This is a genomic window from Streptomyces liliifuscus (assembly GCF_016598615.1).
Classification (GTDB): domain Bacteria; phylum Actinomycetota; class Actinomycetes; order Streptomycetales; family Streptomycetaceae; genus Streptomyces; species Streptomyces liliifuscus.
Genome location: NZ_CP066831.1, coordinates 7790761 through 7807444 on the forward strand (window position 1 = coordinate 7790761; position 16684 = coordinate 7807444).

Annotated in this window: 12 protein-coding genes; 5 read left to right on the forward strand and 7 right to left on the reverse strand. The window is 71.1% G+C overall.

Features of this window, described 5'->3' with window-relative positions:
- Positions 1–11 precede the first annotated feature (11 nt).
- The 4 genes from JEQ17_RS33525 to JEQ17_RS33540 form a co-directional block, all read right to left on the reverse strand.
- Complete coding sequence (locus JEQ17_RS33525) at positions 12–650, reverse strand: GntR family transcriptional regulator (RefSeq protein WP_190036651.1); 639 nt, start codon at positions 648–650, stop codon at positions 12–14.
- 384 nt (positions 651–1034) lie between these two features.
- Complete coding sequence (gene sucB / locus JEQ17_RS33530) at positions 1035–2837, reverse strand: 2-oxoglutarate dehydrogenase, E2 component, dihydrolipoamide succinyltransferase (protein ID WP_200398746.1); 1803 nt, start codon at positions 2835–2837, stop codon at positions 1035–1037.
- 67 nt (positions 2838–2904) lie between these two features.
- Positions 2905–4293 (reverse strand): dihydrolipoyl dehydrogenase, encoded by a 1389-nt coding sequence (gene lpdA / locus JEQ17_RS33535; RefSeq protein WP_055618698.1) that lies wholly within the window; start codon positions 4291–4293, stop codon positions 2905–2907.
- Positions 4294–4588: 295 nt separating this feature from the next.
- The gene (locus JEQ17_RS33540) at positions 4589–6139 is read right to left on the reverse strand and encodes a leucyl aminopeptidase (RefSeq protein ID WP_200398747.1); all 1551 of its coding nucleotides are present in this window, start codon (positions 6137–6139) and stop codon (positions 4589–4591) included.
- 282 nt (positions 6140–6421) lie between these two features.
- Between JEQ17_RS33540 and JEQ17_RS33545 the strand changes: the two genes are divergently transcribed.
- The 4 genes from JEQ17_RS33545 to JEQ17_RS33560 all read left to right on the forward strand — a co-directional run bounded on the left by JEQ17_RS33545 (position 6422) and on the right by JEQ17_RS33560 (position 12236).
- Entirely contained in the window at positions 6422–8458 is a 2037-nt protein-coding gene (locus JEQ17_RS33545; protein WP_200398748.1) for a hypothetical protein, read from the forward strand.
- Between the two features lie 93 nt (positions 8459–8551).
- On the forward strand, positions 8552–10075 hold the full coding sequence (gene pelF, locus JEQ17_RS33550) for a GT4 family glycosyltransferase PelF (RefSeq protein ID WP_200398749.1): 1524 nt from the start codon (positions 8552–8554) through the stop codon (positions 10073–10075).
- The gene (locus tag JEQ17_RS33555; RefSeq protein ID WP_200398750.1) at positions 10072–11595 is read left to right on the forward strand and encodes a hypothetical protein; all 1524 of its coding nucleotides are present in this window, start codon (positions 10072–10074) and stop codon (positions 11593–11595) included. Before pelF ends, JEQ17_RS33555 begins: the two co-directional genes overlap by 4 nt.
- Positions 11592–12236: a spherulation-specific family 4 protein gene (locus JEQ17_RS33560; RefSeq protein ID WP_200398751.1), complete on the forward strand. Its 645-nt coding sequence runs from the start codon at positions 11592–11594 to the stop codon at positions 12234–12236. Before JEQ17_RS33555 ends, JEQ17_RS33560 begins: the two co-directional genes overlap by 4 nt.
- A 184-nt stretch (positions 12237–12420) precedes the next feature.
- Here the strand turns inward: JEQ17_RS33560 and JEQ17_RS33565 are convergent, their stop codons facing one another.
- Complete coding sequence (locus tag JEQ17_RS33565; protein ID WP_200398752.1) at positions 12421–13224, reverse strand: adenosylcobinamide-GDP ribazoletransferase; 804 nt, start codon at positions 13222–13224, stop codon at positions 12421–12423.
- Between the two features lie 60 nt (positions 13225–13284).
- On the opposite strand from JEQ17_RS33565, the gene JEQ17_RS33570 reads away from it, so the two are divergent.
- A complete protein-coding gene (locus JEQ17_RS33570; RefSeq protein WP_200398753.1) occupies positions 13285–14052 on the forward strand; it encodes a hypothetical protein in 768 nt (255 codons plus the stop codon).
- On the opposite strand, the gene JEQ17_RS33575 is transcribed toward JEQ17_RS33570, so the two are convergent.
- Together JEQ17_RS33575 and JEQ17_RS33580 are read right to left on the reverse strand one after the other, a co-directional pair.
- A complete protein-coding gene (locus JEQ17_RS33575) occupies positions 13989–14690 on the reverse strand; it encodes a hypothetical protein (RefSeq protein WP_200398754.1) in 702 nt (233 codons plus the stop codon). The two genes, JEQ17_RS33570 and JEQ17_RS33575, sit on opposite strands and share 64 nt — an antisense overlap.
- Before the next feature lie 78 nt (positions 14691–14768).
- A complete protein-coding gene (locus JEQ17_RS33580) occupies positions 14769–16598 on the reverse strand; it encodes a phosphatidylglycerol lysyltransferase domain-containing protein (RefSeq protein WP_200398755.1) in 1830 nt (609 codons plus the stop codon).
- Between the last annotated feature and the right edge of the window lie 86 nt (positions 16599–16684).

Sequence of the window (16684 nt, forward strand, 5' to 3'; positions counted from 1 at the left end):
GGCGGGCGTGGCTAGGAAGGCTCGCTGCCCGTCCTCGGCGCGCAGCCCAGCACATGTGCCTTCACCAGCTCCGCGATCAGCGGGTCCCGGCGGCGGAACGCCTCCACCAGGGCCTCGTGCTCCTCCGCGTACGACTGCTGGACCGTGCCCAGCCAGCGGATCGACAGGGCCGTGAAGACCTCGATGCCGAGGCCTTCCCAGGTGTGCAGCAGCACGGAGTTGCCCGCGGCGCGCACCAGCTCGCGGTGGAAGGCCACCGTGTGGCGGACCTGGCCGGTGCCGTCGGCCTTGCGGTCGGCCTCGTACAGGGCGGTGACGTGCGGTTCGAGTGCCGAGCAGTCGGCCGCGAGCCGCTCGGCGGCCAGCTCGGCCGCGATGGCCTCAAGACCGGCCCGCACGGGGTAGCTCTCCTCCAGGTCCGCCGCGGTGAGATTGCGAACGCGTACGCCCTTGTTGGGGGCCGACTCGATCAGGCGCAGCGACTCCAGCTCGCGCAGGGCCTCCCGCACGGGCGTCTGGCTGACCTCCAGCTCGGTGGCGATCCGGCGCTCCACGATGCGCTCGCCCGGCTTCCAGCGACCGCTCACGATCCCCTCCACGATGTGCTCGCGGATCTGTTCGCGGAGCGAGTGGACGACGGGCGCGGTCATTGAAGCTCCTTGGGTAGGGGCGCTCCGGCCCCGAGGGCGTTGACTTCTAGACAATAAGGCCGGGTTCGGCGTGGGGAGAGGTGGCGGGGGCGCTTTCGTGCAGGTGAGACGAGACTTACACGCGGTGGCTGTGTGCTGGGTTGCGCCGTGGGGCTCGTGGTTGTTCGCAGGCTGCGGGCCGTCCGTGGCTGATCGCGCGGTTCCCCGCGCCCCTGAAAAGCGGGGCTGCGCCCCCGGCTTTTCATCTTTCAGGGGCGCGGGGAACTGCGCGATCAGCCCCCACCGGTCTGCAGGATGGCCACGGTCTCAGCGGTCGGGAACGCAAAGGGCCCCCGCCCGGAGAACCGGGCGGGGGCACCTCGTCGTGCGATGCGGCGGCGGAGCCTACAGGCCGAGTTCGACCTCGAACTCGCCCGCCTCCAGGATCGCCTTGACCGCAGTCAGGTACCGCGCGGCGTCCGCGCCGTCGACCAGACGGTGGTCGTAGGACAGCGTCAGGTAGGTCATGTCGCGGACGCCGATGACCGTACCCTCCTCCGTCTCGATGACGGCCGGACGCTTCACCGTGGCACCGATGCCCAGGATCGCGACCTGGTTCGGCGGCACGATGATCGTGTCGAAGAGCGCGCCGCGCGAGCCGGTGTTCGAGATCGTGAAGGTCGCGCCGGACAGCTCGTCCGGGGTGATCTTGTTCGCCCGGACCTTGCCCGCAAGCTCGGCGGTGGCCTTGGCGATACCGGCGATGTTGAGGTCGCCCGCGTGCTTGATGACCGGGGTCATCAGGCCCTTCTCGGAATCCACCGCGATACCGACGTTCTCGGTGTCGAAGTAGGTGATCGTGCCCTCTTCGACGTTGATCCGGGCGTTGACGGCCGGGTGGGCCTTCAGCGCCTGGGCCGCCGCCTTCACGTAGAACGGCATCGGGGAGAGCTTGACGCCCTCGCGCGCGGCGAAGGAGTCCTTGGCCTGCGCGCGCAGCCTCATCAGCCGCGTGACGTCGACCTCGACGACCGAGGACAGCTGGGCCTGCTCGTGCAGGGCCTTCACCATGTTGTCGCCGATGACCTTGCGGATGCGGGGCATCTTCACGGTCTGGCCGCGGAGGGGAGAGGCCTCCAGGGCCGGCGCCTTCTTGGCGGTGCTCGGGGCTGCCGCGGCCGGAGCCGGAGCAGCCGCGGCGGCCTTCGCGGCCTCGGCGGCGGCGAGGACGTCCTGCTTGCGGATACGGCCGCCGACGCCGGTGCCCTTGACGGCGGCCAGGTCGACGCCGTTCTCGGCGGCGAGCTTGCGCACCAGCGGGGTCACGTACGCGCCGTCGTCACCGGAGGTCGCGGCCGGAGCCGGGGCCGGGGTGACGGGAGCGGCCGCGACCGGCGCCGGAGCAGCCGGGGCGGGCTTGGGAGCCGGAGCGGCGGGCTGGACCGGAGCCGGCGCGGCGGCGGCCGGAGCAGCGGGGGCCGGAGCCGGAGCAGGAGCCGCGGGAGCCGCCGGGGCCGGGGCAGCGGCGGCGGGCGCCGGAGCCGGGGCGGCCGGGGCCGGAGCGGCGGCCGGAGCCGCGCCCGGGGCGCCGATGACGGCGAGCTTCGCGCCGACCTCGGCGGTCTCGTCCTCGCCGACCACGATCTCCAGCAGGACGCCGGCGACCGGCGCGGGGATCTCGGTGTCGACCTTGTCCGTGGAGACCTCGAGCAGCGGCTCGTCCTCCGCGACCTCCTCGCCGACCTCCTTGAGCCACCGGGTGACGGTGCCCTCGGTGACCGACTCGCCCAGTGCGGGCAGCACGACGTCGGTACCGGAAGCGCCGCCGGCCGGGGCGGCGGGGGCGGGCGTGGGCTCGGCGGCGGGCGCCGGAGCGGCGGGGGCCTCGGCGACCGGCGCCGGGGCGGGCTCGGCCGCCGGGGCCGGAGCCTCGGCGGCAGCGGGAGCCGGGGCGGCGGCAGGCGCGCCGGAGCCGTCGTCGATGACGGCCAGCTCGGCGCCGACCTCGACCGTCTCGTCCTCGGCGACCTTGATGGAGGCGAGCACGCCGGCGGCAGGGGAGGGGATCTCGGTGTCGACCTTGTCGGTGGACACCTCGAGCAGCGGCTCGTCGGCCTCGACGCGCTCGCCCTCGGCCTTCAGCCAGCGGGTGACAGTGCCCTCGGTGACGCTCTCGCCGAGCGCCGGAAGGGTTACGGAAACCGCCATGGTTTCGGTTGCTCCTTACGAATTGCGGAAGTCTGTGTCGTCGCGTCGTGAGTTGACCGAGGGTCGGTCAGTCGTGCGAGTGCAGCGGCTTGCCCGCGAGAGCGAGGTGGGCCTCGCCCATCGCCTCGTTCTGGGTCGGGTGGGCGTGGATGAGCTGCGCGACCTCGGCCGGCAGCGCCTCCCAGTTGTAGATCAGCTGGGCCTCGCCCACCTGCTCGCCCATGCGGTCGCCGACCATGTGGACGCCGACCACGGCACCGTCCTTGACCTGGACGAGCTTGATCTCGCCCGCGGTCTTGAGGATCTTGCTCTTGCCGTTGCCCGCGAGGTTGTACTTCAGAGCGACGACCTTGTCCGCACCGTAGATCTCCTTGGCCTTGGCCTCGGTGATGCCGACGGAGGCGACCTCGGGGTGGCAGTACGTCACCCGCGGCACGCCGTCGTAGTCGATCGGAACGGTCTTCAGACCGGCGAGACGCTCCGCGACCAGGATGCCCTCGGCGAAGCCGACGTGCGCGAGCTGGAGCGTGGGGACCAGGTCACCGACGGCCGAGATGGTCGGCACGTTCGTGCGCATGTACTCGTCGACGAGGACGTAGCCGCGGTCCAGCGCGACGCCCTGCTCCTCGTAGCCGAGACCGGCGGAGACCGGCCCGCGGCCGATGGCGACCAGGAGGATCTCGGCCTCGAAGGTCTTGCCGTCGGCGAGGGTCACGCGGACGCCGTCCTGCGTGTACTCGGCCTTCTCGAAGAACGTGCCGAGGTTGAACTTGATGCCGCGCTTGCGGAAGGCGCGCTCAAGAAGCTTGGAGCTGTTCTCGTCCTCTACCGGGACGAGGTGCTTGAGACCCTCGATGACCGTGACGTCGGTGCCGAAGGACTTCCACGCGGAGGCGAACTCCACGCCGATGACACCGCCGCCCAGCACGATCGCGGACTGCGGGACGCGGTCCAGCTTCAGCGCGTGGTCCGAGGAGACGATGCGGTTGCCGTCGATCTCCAGGCCCGGCAGCGACTTCGGCACGGAGCCGGTCGCGAGGAGCACGTGACGGCCCTGGATGCGCTGTCCGTTGACGTCCACGGAAGTGGGGGACGACAGACGGCCCTCACCCTCGATGTACGTCACCTTGCGCGAGGCCACCAGGCCCTGCAGGCCCTTGTAGAGGCCGCTGATCACGTCGTCCTTGTACTTGTGGACGGCGTTGATGTCGATGCCCTGGAAAGTCGTCAGGACGCCGTACTGGTCCGCCTCGCGTGCCTGGTCGGCGATCTCGCCGGCATGCAGCAGGGCCTTGGTGGGAATGCAGCCGTTGTGCAGGCAGGTGCCGCCGAGCTTGTTCTTCTCGATCAGGGCGACGTCCAGGCCCAGCTGCGCTCCGCGCAGGGCCGCGGCGTAGCCGCCGCTACCACCGCCGAGGATCACTAGGTCGAAAACGGTGCTGGCGTCGTTCGCCACGTCACGTCCTCCATGCATGTGCGCCGTACGCCGGTCTGCGTCGACCGGGCGGCGGCTGGTGTCCGGCCGCTCTTTCTTCGGCCCTGTGGTGGGCCCTGTCCTGCCGAGAACCCATCTTCGCACCTGTCGGCGCCGAGCGGGACGCCGGGCCGGGCAGTGAGACGTCTGATCGATCACACGGCAGGCCCCGCGCCCCTTCAGGGGCGCCCCTGAAGGGGCGCGGGGAACTGCGCGACCAGCCACACCCGACCCGCACCCGCCGTACGGCGAGTGGAACCGAGCTATCGGGCGGGCGTCAGCCCAAATCCCCGGCAGCCGTCAGCTCGGCAAGCCGAACCAACGTACGCACAGCAGACCCCGTACCCCCCTTGGGCGTGTACCCGAACGGCCCCTGCTCATTGAAGGCAGGCCCGGCGATATCGAGGTGCGCCCAGGTGATGCCCTCACCCACGAACTCCTTCAGGAACAACCCGGCCACCAGGCCGCCGCCGTACCGCTCGCCCATGTTGGCGATGTCGGCCGTGGGGGAGTCCATCCCCTTCTTGAGGTGGTCCGGCAGCGGCATCGGCCACGCCGCCTCGCCGACCTCCTCGGCCGCCTCGTACACCGCGGTACGGAACGAGTCGTCGTTCGCCATGACACCGAACGTCCGGTTGCCCAGCGCCAGCATCATCGCGCCGGTCAGCGTCGCCACGTCGACGATCGCGTCCGGGGTCTCCTCGGAGGCCTTGGCGAGCGCGTCGGCGAGGACGAGCCGGCCCTCGGCGTCGGTGTTGAGGACCTCGACGGTCTTGCCGCTGTACATGCGCAGCACGTCACCGGGGCGGGTCGCGGAACCGGAGGGCATGTTCTCCGCCAGCGCGAGCCAGCCGGTCACGTTGACCTCCAGACCCAGCCGCGAGGCGGCGACGACCGCGGCGAACACGGCGGCGGCGCCGCTCATGTCGCACTTCATCGTCTCGTTGTGCCCGGCCGGCTTCAGCGAGATGCCGCCCGAGTCGTAGGTGATGCCCTTGCCGACGAAGGCGAGGTGCTTCTTCGCCTTGGAGGAGGTGTACGACAGCTTCACCAGGCGGGGCGCGGACGCGGAACCGACGCCGACGCCGAGGATGCCGCCGTAGCCGCCCTTCGCCAGGGCCTTCTCGTCGAGCACCTGCACCTTGATGCCGTGCTCCTTGGCCGCGGCCTGCGCGACGGCGGCGAAGGCCTCCGGGTTCAGGTCGTTCGGCGGGGTGTTGATGAGGTCGCGGGCGCGGTTCAGCTCCTCGGACACGGCGGTGGCGCGCTCGACGGCCGCCTTGAACGCCTTGTCGCGGGGCTTGCCGCCGAGCAGCGTGGCCTCGGCGAGCGGGGCCTTGCTGTTCTTCGCGTCCATCCCGCTGCCGTCGCTCTTGCCGTTCTCCTTGTAGACGTCGAAGGAGTACGCGCCGAGCAGCGCGCCCTCGCCGACGGCGCCCGCGTCGGCGGCGTCCTCGATCGGCAGGGCGAAGGCCGCCTTCTTCGAACCGGCGAGGGCACGTGCGGCGACACCGGCGGCCCGGCGCAGGGTCTCCCCGGAGAAGGAACCGTCCTTCTCCGGCAGAGCACCGAGACCGACCGCCAGCACGAGCGGAGCCTTGAAGCCGGACGGAGCCGGCAGCTTCGTCACCTCGCCCTCGCCGCCCGAGGCGCCGAGGGTCTCCAGAACGCCGGCGAGCCTGCCGTCGTACGCCTTGTCCACGGCCTCGGCGCCCGGTGCCACGACCAGGTCCCCGGACTTGGGCCCGGTGCCCTTGGCGACACCGACGACGATGGCGTCGACCCGCAGGCCGGGTGCCGCGGCGGTGCTGAGAGTGAGAGCAGTCACGGTGGTGAAATCTCGCTTCCATTGAGTTGCTGTGGCCGTCAGGGGTGAGGTCGGCCGGGGCGGTGGAGTCCCGGGCACGAGCCTACGCGCGGTGGCGCGTTTCGCTCATTCCAGCGGCCGTTCATCCGTGCGTGGTGGCCTGGCCACTTATCACCTCTCACTTCTGTGACCTGAGACACACTCCTGCTGTTTGCGATGAGTAACCCACTCGTCGCTTTGCATGATTTCCACGGATCCTCCTCGAATTGACCATCAGGGGATCTTGTTGGGGGAGGGGCGAACATGGCGCAGAGTGCGCGCAGATGGAGAAACGCGGCCGCTGTCATGGCGGCCGCCGGTCTGCTGAGCCTGGGGCTGGGAACCCCCGGGGCGTCGGCGGCGGAAGAGCCGCGCATCGATCTGAAGGTGCTCGTCGTCGACAACGGCGACAGCCCCGTGGAAGCCATCACGGAGGAGCTGAGGACCACCGGCATCCCGTACACGACCGTCGACCTGAACGACTCCGGCCGCCCGACCATCGACGAGGCGTTCCTGAGCGACACGGTGGACGGCACGCCGCGCGCCAGGTACCAGGGCGTCGTGCTGCCCAACGAGGCGCCGTTCGGAACCGGTTCGGCCGAGCAGACGGCCCTGGAGACGTACGAGAGGACCTTCGGCATCCCCCAGGTCGACGCCTACACCTGGGCGCACCCCGGGGTCGGCCTCGACTACACGGACGCGGGCGGCTGGGCCGGCACGCTCGACGGCCGCGAGGCGGCGGTCACCACGGCGGGCGGGGCGGGCCATTTCGGCTACCTCGACGGCCCCCTGGCATTCGAGGACAACTCGCCCTCCGTCCAGGAGAGTTACGGCTACGTGGCCCGGCCCCGCGCGGGCTTCACCAGCTACGTGGACATCGCCGTGCCCGGCGGGACCGGCCGTGGCAGCCTGGTCGGCGAGTACGCGCACGACGGACGTCGCGAACTCGTCGTGACCTTCGCGTACAACCACTACCAGCAGCAGTTCCGCGTCCTTGCCCGCGGCATTGTCGAATGGCTGACTCAGGGCGTACACCTCGGCCGGAGCAGGAACTACTTTTCTGTCCATGTCGATGACGTGTTCGCGCCCGACAGCCGCTGGGACACCGAACGCAACTGCACACCCGGCGACTTCGACTGCGTGGGCGGTGACGGTGAGGGAACCACACCGATCCGTATGACCGCGGCCGACGCGGTGCACGCCGCCCAGTGGCAGCGGGACAGCGGCTTCACCCTCGACATGGTCTACAACGCCGGCGCCGGTGAGGAGTGGAAGAGCGAGAACGGCAACGTCGACGCGCTGACCGACCAACTCCTCGCCGACAAGGGCGAGTACCGCTGGGTCAACCACACCTACACACACCCCTTCCTCGGCTGCGTCCAGGACACCAGCACCGTGCCGTGGAGCTGCGCGAAGAACGCCGACGGCTCGACCCGGTACGTGAGCCGCGCCGACATCTCGGCGGAGATCCGCGACAACAACCTGTGGGCGGCGAGCCACGGACTGCCCGTCGACAGCAGCGAGTTGGTCACCGGCGAGCACTCCGGTCTGAAGACCCTGCCGCAGCAGCCGGACGACAACCCGAACCTCGCCGGAGCCCTCGCGGACAACGGTGTCGACTGGACAGCCTCCGACAACTCCCGTGAACCGCAGCAGCGTTCGGTGGGCAGCACCCTGACCGTGCCCCGCCACCCGATGAACGTGTACTACAACGTCGGCACGTCCGAGGAGATGACCGACGAGTACAACTGGATCTACACCTCGAAGGCCGACGGCGGCAGCGGCGTCTGCGAGAACAACCCCACGTCGACCTGTCTCGACGACCCGCTCGACCCGGCGACCGGCTTCGAGTCGTACATCCTCCCGCAGGAGGCCCGCACCGCCCTCGGCCACGCCGTGGGCAACGACCCGCGCCCGCACTACGTGCACCAGTCCAACCTGGCCGAGGACCGGCTGCTCTACCCGGTCCTGGACAAGGTGCTCGCCGACTACCGCGCCCTCTACGCCGACAACGCCCCGCTGGAGAACCCTCGGCAGAGCGCCATCGGCACCGAACTGAAGCGCCGCGCCGCCTGGCAGGAGGCCGTCGCCGACGGTGACGTCACGGCGTACCGCGTCGGCACGACCGTCACCGTCACCGCCCCGTCCGGGACACAGATCCCGGTGACCGCGCCCGAAGGGACCCTCAAGCAACTCCTGCTCGGCACCACCGCGTTCGGGACGCCCTACGCGGGAGAGCGATCGGCCTGGACCACGCCGGACGCTCTGCAGACAGCCCTCACCCTCAGACTGCCCGCATAACGGAGACAAGCGCCGCAGCATGACGCGCGCCCCGGCCAAGACCGGCCGGGGCGCGCCACCGAGCCGTAAGAAATGTTCCAGGGGGGAACACGCATGATGAGCAAAGGCCGTCATGTCACCATGCTCACTGAGGGCACGTATCCACTGGTCCACGGCGGGGTCAGCACCTGGTGCGACCAGCTCGTGAAGGGGATGCCCGAAGTCGAGTTCAACGTCGTCTCGCTCTCCGGCAACGGCCGTGAACCCGTGACCTGGGAGCTGCCGAGCAACGTCTACCAGCACACGTCCGTACCGCTGTGGGGCACGCTGCAGGGATCCCGGCGCGCACCGCGTGGCCCCGCCCGCCGCCGCTTCATCGACACCTACGAGCGGTTCCTGCTGTCCTTCCTGGACCCCGAGGCGCACTGCGACTTCGGCGAGGCCTTCTACGAACTCGCCCGACTCGCCCGTGACGGAAAGCTTTCGGCGGCCCTGCGCACCGAGGCCGCGCTGCGCTCGCTGATGTGGATCTGGACCATGCCGCATCTCCGGATCGCCCAGGCCCGCCCCACCGTGCACGACGCGCTGACCGCCACCGACCTGCTGGAACACGCGCTGCGCCCGCTGGGCGTCCGGCTGCCCGAGAACTCCGTCTCGCACGCCACCGGCAGCGGTCTGGCCACACTTCCCGCCCTGGCCGCACGGCAGTTGGACGGCATCCCGTTCCTGCTCACCGAGCACGGCATCTATCTGCGCGAGCGCTACCTCGGCTACCGCAGCGACGCCCAGCGGTGGCCCGTCAAGGCCCTGATGCTCGGCTTCTACCGAGAGCTCAACACCCTCGGCTACAGGACGGCCGACCTCATCACCCCGTGCAACCAGTACAACCGCCGCTGGGAGGAGCGCGGCGGCGCCGACCCGGACAAGATCCGTACCGTCTACAACGGCGTCGACCCCGCCGCCTTCCCGCACGCCGGACCCGAGCCGGACGTACCCACGCTCACCTGGTGCGGCCGCGTCGACCCCATCAAGGACCTCGAAACGCTGCTGCGCGCGTACGCCATGGTGCGCGCCGAACTCCCCGAGACCAGGCTGCGGTTGTTCGGCCCGGTGCCGCCCGGCGGAGAGGCGTACAAGACCAGACTGGAGAAGCTCGCCGCCGAACTGGGCGCCACGGACGGGCTCACCTTCGAGGGCCGCATCAGCGAGGTGTGGCGGGCCTACGCGGCCGGGCACGTCGTGATGCTCTCCTCCATCTCGGAGGGTTTCCCCTTCTCGATCATCGAGGCCATGTCGTGCGGCCGGACCACGGTCTCCACCGACGTGGGCGGCGTCAGCGAGGCGGTCGGCGACACGGGGCTCGTGGTGCCGCCGCGCGAGCCCGAGAAGATGGCCGCCGCCGCGCTCGTACTGCTGCGGGACGACGAACGACGCCTGGAACTGGGACAGTTGGCCCGCCAGCGCGTCATCGAGCGCTTCACGCTCCGCCGCTCCGTGGACGCCTTCCGGACGATCTACCAGGAGCTCGCGGGCCTGCCCGAGGTGTACGAGCCCACGCTGGAGACCGTCGCCGACTGGACCCTCGAACTGCGCGACCCCTGGTACCAGGCCGTCGCGACGGACGGGACCGGCTGGTGAGCGGATCGATCAGGATGCCGCCCGGCTCGCGGCCCGACACCCTGCCCTATGTGCCGCGCCAACGCCGTCCCAGCTGGGCGGAGCCCGACCCGGTGGACGAACTCGCCAATCGCCTTGAGGAGTTCGTGGCCGCCGCCGTCCACCCGGACGAGATAGCCGCGCTCCTGGAGTCCGACGGAATGTCGGACGACCAGATACGCGAGAAGTACGGCTGCAAGGACTCCTTCTCACTCGCCGAGGAGCTGTACGAGCGGGTCGAACGCCGCCATCCCGAACCCGAGGGGCCGGCCCACGACCCCTGGGAGATCGGCCTGCTGGGCTGCCTGTTGAGAGGCGTCGTCTTCGCACTGCCCGGCCTCGGCTACGTCCTCGGGGCACCCCTCCTCGCGGGCCCGCAGGACGGCCTCGGCCTCCCCGCCGGTACGGTCCCGCTGCTGGCCGGCGCCCTGTGCGGCTGGACCTGGAACCAGGGGCTCGCCCACCGGGCTTACTCCTGGCTGGGGTTGGGCGACAAGGCGGCCTCCCGCCGCTCGCTCCTCGTCGGTGCCCCCATGGGCGCCCTGCTCGGCTCACTCGTCGCACTCGCCGTCGCCCCCGGCCACCTCGGCGCGGTCGCCTTCGCCGCCGGCCAGTCCTGCTACCTCGCGGCCGCCACCGTACTGCTCGTGATGGGCCGCGAACGGGCCCTGCTGGCCGCCCTGTTGCCCATGGCGGCCGGTGCCGTACTGGCAATGACCCAACCGGTCCCCGAGGCCGCGAGACTGGCCCTGCTGTTCGGCTCGCTCGGCATCGTCGGCGCGCTCGCCGCGATCGAAGTCGCCCCGGCCGTAAGGCAGTCGGGGGACGGGACACGGATCGGCTGGTCCGCCGGGTTCGCGGCCCTGCTGCCCTTCGGCGGCGCCCAGGAGACCAGACGGCCGCGCAGCGCCTCGCCCTGGCTCGCCGGCTCCCTGCCGTACGCCTTCTTCGGCCTCGGCAGCGGCGTCCTCGTCGTGTTCGTGGCGCTCGGCGACGTCCTGGCCGACGGGTCGTCGACCGCCGCGGTCGCCGCCCCGGCCGCCGTGGCGCTCACGCTGAGCATGGGGCCCGCCGAGTGGCTGCTCCACCGCTTCCGCAGCGGAAGCCTCGCCGGGCTGCGCTCCAGCAGCACCTCGCGCGAGTTCTGGCGGACCACCTCGGGCACCCTCGTCAAATGCCTCAGCGGCTATCTCGCCGCGCTGTTCCTGCTCAGCCTCGCCACGGCCGCGCTCTGGCCGCACGCGCCCGGCCTCGGCGGCGTACGGCTCACCGCCCTGATGCTCCTCGGCGTCGTCCTCTGGACCGGTCTGCTGCTCCAGTCGTTCGGGGCCGTCCTGAGCGCCGCCGTGGTCTGCTGCGCCGCGGGTCTCGCCCAGGCCGGGGCGCTCCTCGTGGACGGGGTGAGCCCGCACCTGGTCGGCCTCTTCGTGTACGGCGCCGCCGCCGCGGTGCTGGCGACATTGGTCTGTTGGCAACTGGGAAGGGCGACCGCCCACAGATGAGCACTCTCCTCGTCCCGTACTACGAGCACCCGTCCGTCCGCCCCGCCGAATGGGAAGCGATCGTCGAGGCCGCGCCCCGCCTCTACGGGGTCGTGCTGAACCCGGCCAGCGGGCCCGGCGAGCGCGCCGACCCGGCCTTCGCCGAGGTCGCCGAGCGGCTGCGGGCGGCGGACGTTCGGGTGCTCGGGTACGCCGACACCGACTACGGCCGCAGGCCGCGCGCGGAGGTCGTCCGGGACCTCTCGCGGTACCGCGACTGGTACGGCGCGGACGGCGCGTTCCTCGACCAAGTCGCCTCGGGGCTCGGCGACTTCGGCTACTACCAGCGGCTCGCCACGTCCGCGTGGGGGGCGGGCTGCACGACTCTCGCCCTCAACCACGGGGCGCCTCCGCATCCGGCGTACGCCCGTCTCGCCGACGTCCTCGTCACGTTCGAGGGCACATGGGAGACGTACCGGACGTTGCGCCCCGCTCCGTTCACGGGGGGCCGCACCCGCCAGTGCCACCTGGTCCACGGCGTTCCCCCGGGCGCCCTCGTGGGCGACCTGGCCCGCGCCCGGGGCGCCACGATCCACTGCGCGGTCCCGGGAGAGGGCGCCCACCCCTGGGGCACCCTGCCGCACGCCTTGCAGGCGGGCTGAGCAGCGACTTGAGCTCAGTTCGCCGCGCCCCTGGGTGGATGGGGGTTCCTGTGGTTCGCGACGTGCAGGTAGTCCGTGGCTGGTCGCGCAGTTCCCCGCGCCCCTGAAAGACAAAAGCTGGGGCGCAGCCCCGCTTTTAGGGGCGCGGGGAACTGCGCGACCAGCCCCCACCGGGCCCGCACTGTCACCACACAGCAAGAACCACCAGCGCCGAAGTAGCCGCGGTTTCGGCCAACCCTCCGAAGACATCCCCGGTGATCCCGCCGAACCGGCGAACACAGTGCCGCAGCAGAAGCTCGGCGCACCCGCACGCGACCAGCACGGCAACCCCGCCCAGAACGAGCCCGTACGTTCCGAACAACAGCCCCGCCACCCCCACGAGGACGGCCACCCCGACCCCCACCAGCACAGCCCCCCGCAGGGGCACCGTGCCGGCGACCACCGCCCCCAACCCCTCGGGCCGAGCCGCAGGCACACCCACCCGCGCGGCAAGGGTGAGCGCGAGCCGGGCCGCGACCGCCGACACGACGGTCGCGAAAGCCCCCCGCCCCCAAGAGCCGCCGTAGGCCTCCGCAAGCGCCGCCACCTGGGCGAACAGCACGAACACAAGGGTGATGACACCGAACGGCCCGATGTCCGACTGCTTCATGATGCGCAACGCGTCCGCGGCCGGCTTGCCGCTGCCCAGCCCGTCCGCGGTGTCGGCGAGCCCGTCGAGATGGAGCCCGCGCGTCAGCACGGCGGGAACGGCCGCCCCGGCCACCGCCGCGAGCAGCGGCCCCGCACCGAGGACCAGCAGGAACAGGCCGACCACCGCCGCGGCGAGACCCACGACCAGCCCGGCGACGGGCGCGCACAGCATCCCGGCCCGCGCGGCCTCACGGTCCCACCGAGTCACCTTCACGGGCAGCACGGTGAGCGTGCCGAAGGCGAAACGGAGGCCGTCGGACCAGGGGGTCCCGGGAGTTTCCGGCGGAGGCGTGGACACCGGCGCAGGTTACCCGGCGGCCCGGAAGCCGCCCACGGCAGCCGCGGATAAAGTGCGCACATGGGTCATTGGTGGACACGGAACATCACCGAACCGGGAAAACTGCCGCTGCTGCTGGCGCTCGCCTCCTTCGTACTGACCTTCTTGATCACCCGGATCGTCGTCCGGATGATCCGCGCGGGCAAGGGCCCCTTCGGCAACGTCGAGGCCGGCGGTGTCCACATCCACCACGTGGTCCCCGGAGTCGTCCTGACCGTGATCGGCGGCTTCGGCGCGGTGGGCAGCGGCCGGCACGGCTTCGGCTCGGCAGTGTTCGCCGTGGTGTTCGGCATCGGCGCGGGCCTCGTCCTCGACGAGTTCGCGCTGATCCTGCACCTCGACGACGTCTACTGGAGCGAGGAGGGCCGCAAGAGCGTCGAGGTCGTGGTGCTCACCGCGGCCCTGGTGGGCCTGATGCTCAGCGGCTTCCTGCCGTTCGGCGTCAACGACCTCACCGAGGACGAACTGCAGGACCGCGCTGGCGTCATCGTGAGCATCGGACTCAACTTCCTCATCTCGCTGCTGGCCCTGAGCAAGGGCAAGGCACGTATGGCGATCTTCGGAGTGATCGTCCCGCTCGTCGCCCTGGTGGGCGCCGTCCGCCTCGCCCGCCCCGGCTCCCCGTGGGCCAAGCGCTTCTACCGCAGACGGCACCGAGCCCGGGCCAAGGCCCAGCTGCGGGCCTACCACCACGACCGCCGCTGGGCGGGCCCCCGCCGCAAGCTTCAGGACTGGATCGGCGGCAAACCGGACCCGGAACCCGTCCGGTCCCTGCCCGGCGGCCGGTGACGCAGCTCGGAGATCCCGCACAGCACCAGCACGGCCGCGATCGCGGCCAGATGCTCCTTGCCCGCCAGGTTCTCCTTGAGCAGCACCTCCACCACCATGGCCACGACGACGACCCCCGCGGTGACGTACGCGCGATACCGCCAACAGAGAAAGACCGCGAGCCCGACCACGGCCGCCGACGGCCCGGTGTCCACGACCAGCGAGTCCGAGGCGGGCAGCCCCAGAAAGCCGTGCGGGCCGAGCGCGATGCCCACCCGCGCGTAGAGGGTGCCGGCCAGCGTGGCGACGTACGCGATGACGAGCGTGCGCCACCAGCCCAGACAGATCTCGGCGATCCCGAACACGAGCAGGATCTGCGCGAGCGCACCCCACACGGGCAGGTCCAGAGCCGGTACGAAGAGGGAGAGCGGGGTGCGCAGCAGGGCGAGCCAGAGCGGGTCCTCGGCGCGGACGGCACCGATGTTCTGGACGAACCGGTAGCCCCAAGGCTGGTTCTGCGCGTACTGCGTGAGCGCCGTCAGGCACACCGCGGCGACGGTCATGGGGATCGCCCGCAGGCGCCGCTCGACGAGGCCCGCGCGTACGGCCCCGTACAGCGGGCCCCATTCGGCGCGGGCCAGCCGGGCGACGGCGCTCATCGGCGGGCGGCCGCAGGCCCGTGCGTACTCGCCTGCCTCGTCTGCCTCATCTGTCTTGTCCGCCTCATCCGCGGATACTCATCTGTGCGACTCCAGGTGCTTGCGGTGCAGCCACTTCGGCAGTCCCGGCGCCTCCAGGAACCCCTCCGCGCGGGCCGCGGCGATGCCGATGCGCGGCAGGTCACCGCTCTTCTCGAAGAGCAGGAACCGTGGTTCCCAGATGGGCCGGTACTTGGCGTTGGCGCGGTACAGCGACTCGATCTGCCACCAGCGCGAGAAGAAGCTGAGGAGTGACCTCCACAGCCGCAGTACCGGGCCCGCGCCGAGACGCGCGCCACGTTCGAAGACGGAACGGAACATCGCGAAGTTGAGCGAGACCTGCGTGATCCCGATCTCGGGGGCCCGCTGGAGGAGCTGGATGACCATGAACTCCATCAGCCCGTTCTCGGAGTCCCGGTCCCGCCGCATGAGGTCGAGGGAGAGCCCGTGCGGCCCCCAGGGCACGAAGGAGAGCACCGCTCTCAGCTCGTCCGCGCCTTCGCCCGCGCGGCTGTTCGTGCATTCGAGCATCACGCACCGCCCGTCGCCCGGATCCCCGAGCCGCCCCAGCGCCATGCTGAAGCCCCGCTCGGTGGCCCCGTCCCGCCAGTCGTCGGCCCGCTTCAGCAGGTACGCCATCTCGTCGGCCGGGATGTCCTCGTGGCGCCGGATGCGGACCTGGTAGCCGGCGCGCTGGACGCGGTTGTAGGCCTGGCGGACGGTCCGCATGGCCCGCCCCTCCAGCGTGAACTCGGCCGTCTCGACGATCGCCTCGTCGCCGAGCTCCAGCGCGTCCAGGCCGTGGCGTGCGTAGATGGTCCCCGCCTCCTCGCTCGCGCCCATCACCGCCGGGATCCAGCCGTGGGCGCGCGCCTCGGCGAGCCAGGGGTCGATGGCGCCGGGCCACGCCTCGGGATCGCCGATCGGGTCGCCGGAGGCCAGCGAGACACCGCTCACGACGCGGTAGACGACGGCCGCCTTGCCGGTCGGCGACCACACCACGCTCTTCTCCCGCCGCAGCGCGAAGTAGCCGAGGGAGTCGCGGTCGCCGTTCCTGTCGAGCAGCGCCCGCAGCCGCTCCTCGTCGCCCTCGGTGAGCGGGTCGACTGCACGACGGGAACGGAAGGCCGCGTAGAAGACGGCCAGGACCAGCAGGGTGCTGAGCACGTTGATGGTGACGTTCACCCAGTTGGGAGAGGTGATCCCGGGGAAGCGGGACTCGTCGGCGGCGACCGAGATCAGCCGCAGGGTGCCGTAGCGCCAGCGGTCGGGGAAGGTCGAACGGTCGGCGTCGTGCGCGTCGTTCGTGACGGTCACCAGGAGCGCGGCGAGCAGCGAGCAGAGCAGCAGGCCGCCGACCGCGACGGCCGCCGCCAGCTTCGGGTTCGAGCGGTCGCCCTTTGCGTAGAACTCGCGTCGGCCGACGAAGAGGGACGCCACGAAAGCCGCCGTCAGGGCGAGGGAGATCCAGTTCTGCGGATACTCGCGGATCTCCGGGAAGACCATCGCGAAGGCGAACAGCAGCAGGAAGAGCCCGCTGAGTACGAGGTTGAGGATCCAGGCGGCCCGTTTGCGGCGGCGCATCGTGATCGCCAGGAACATCGTGAACGCACCCGACGCGAAGCCTGCCGTCAGGAGGTACGGGGTGAAGTAGTTCTCGGTGTTGTGGCGGCGCACGTCCTGGCCGAGGGAGACCCATACGGCGCTCAGGAAGTTGAGGAACGCGACGAGGCGGAGGTACCAGACGGCGAACGCGGCTGCTCGTCGCGAGGCGGGGGTGGTCGGGCGGGCGGTGTCGCCTGTGCGGGTGGGGGCCCGCTCTGGCTCCGGAGCCGGGGTTTGCTTGACGGCGATTCGGGCGCTTCCCATGAAACGGGATCATATGGGGCGTTGTTGCGCATGGGCGCCTACTGGGTGGGGTGGTTGCGTTGGGGGGCGGGTGCGGGTGGGTGGGG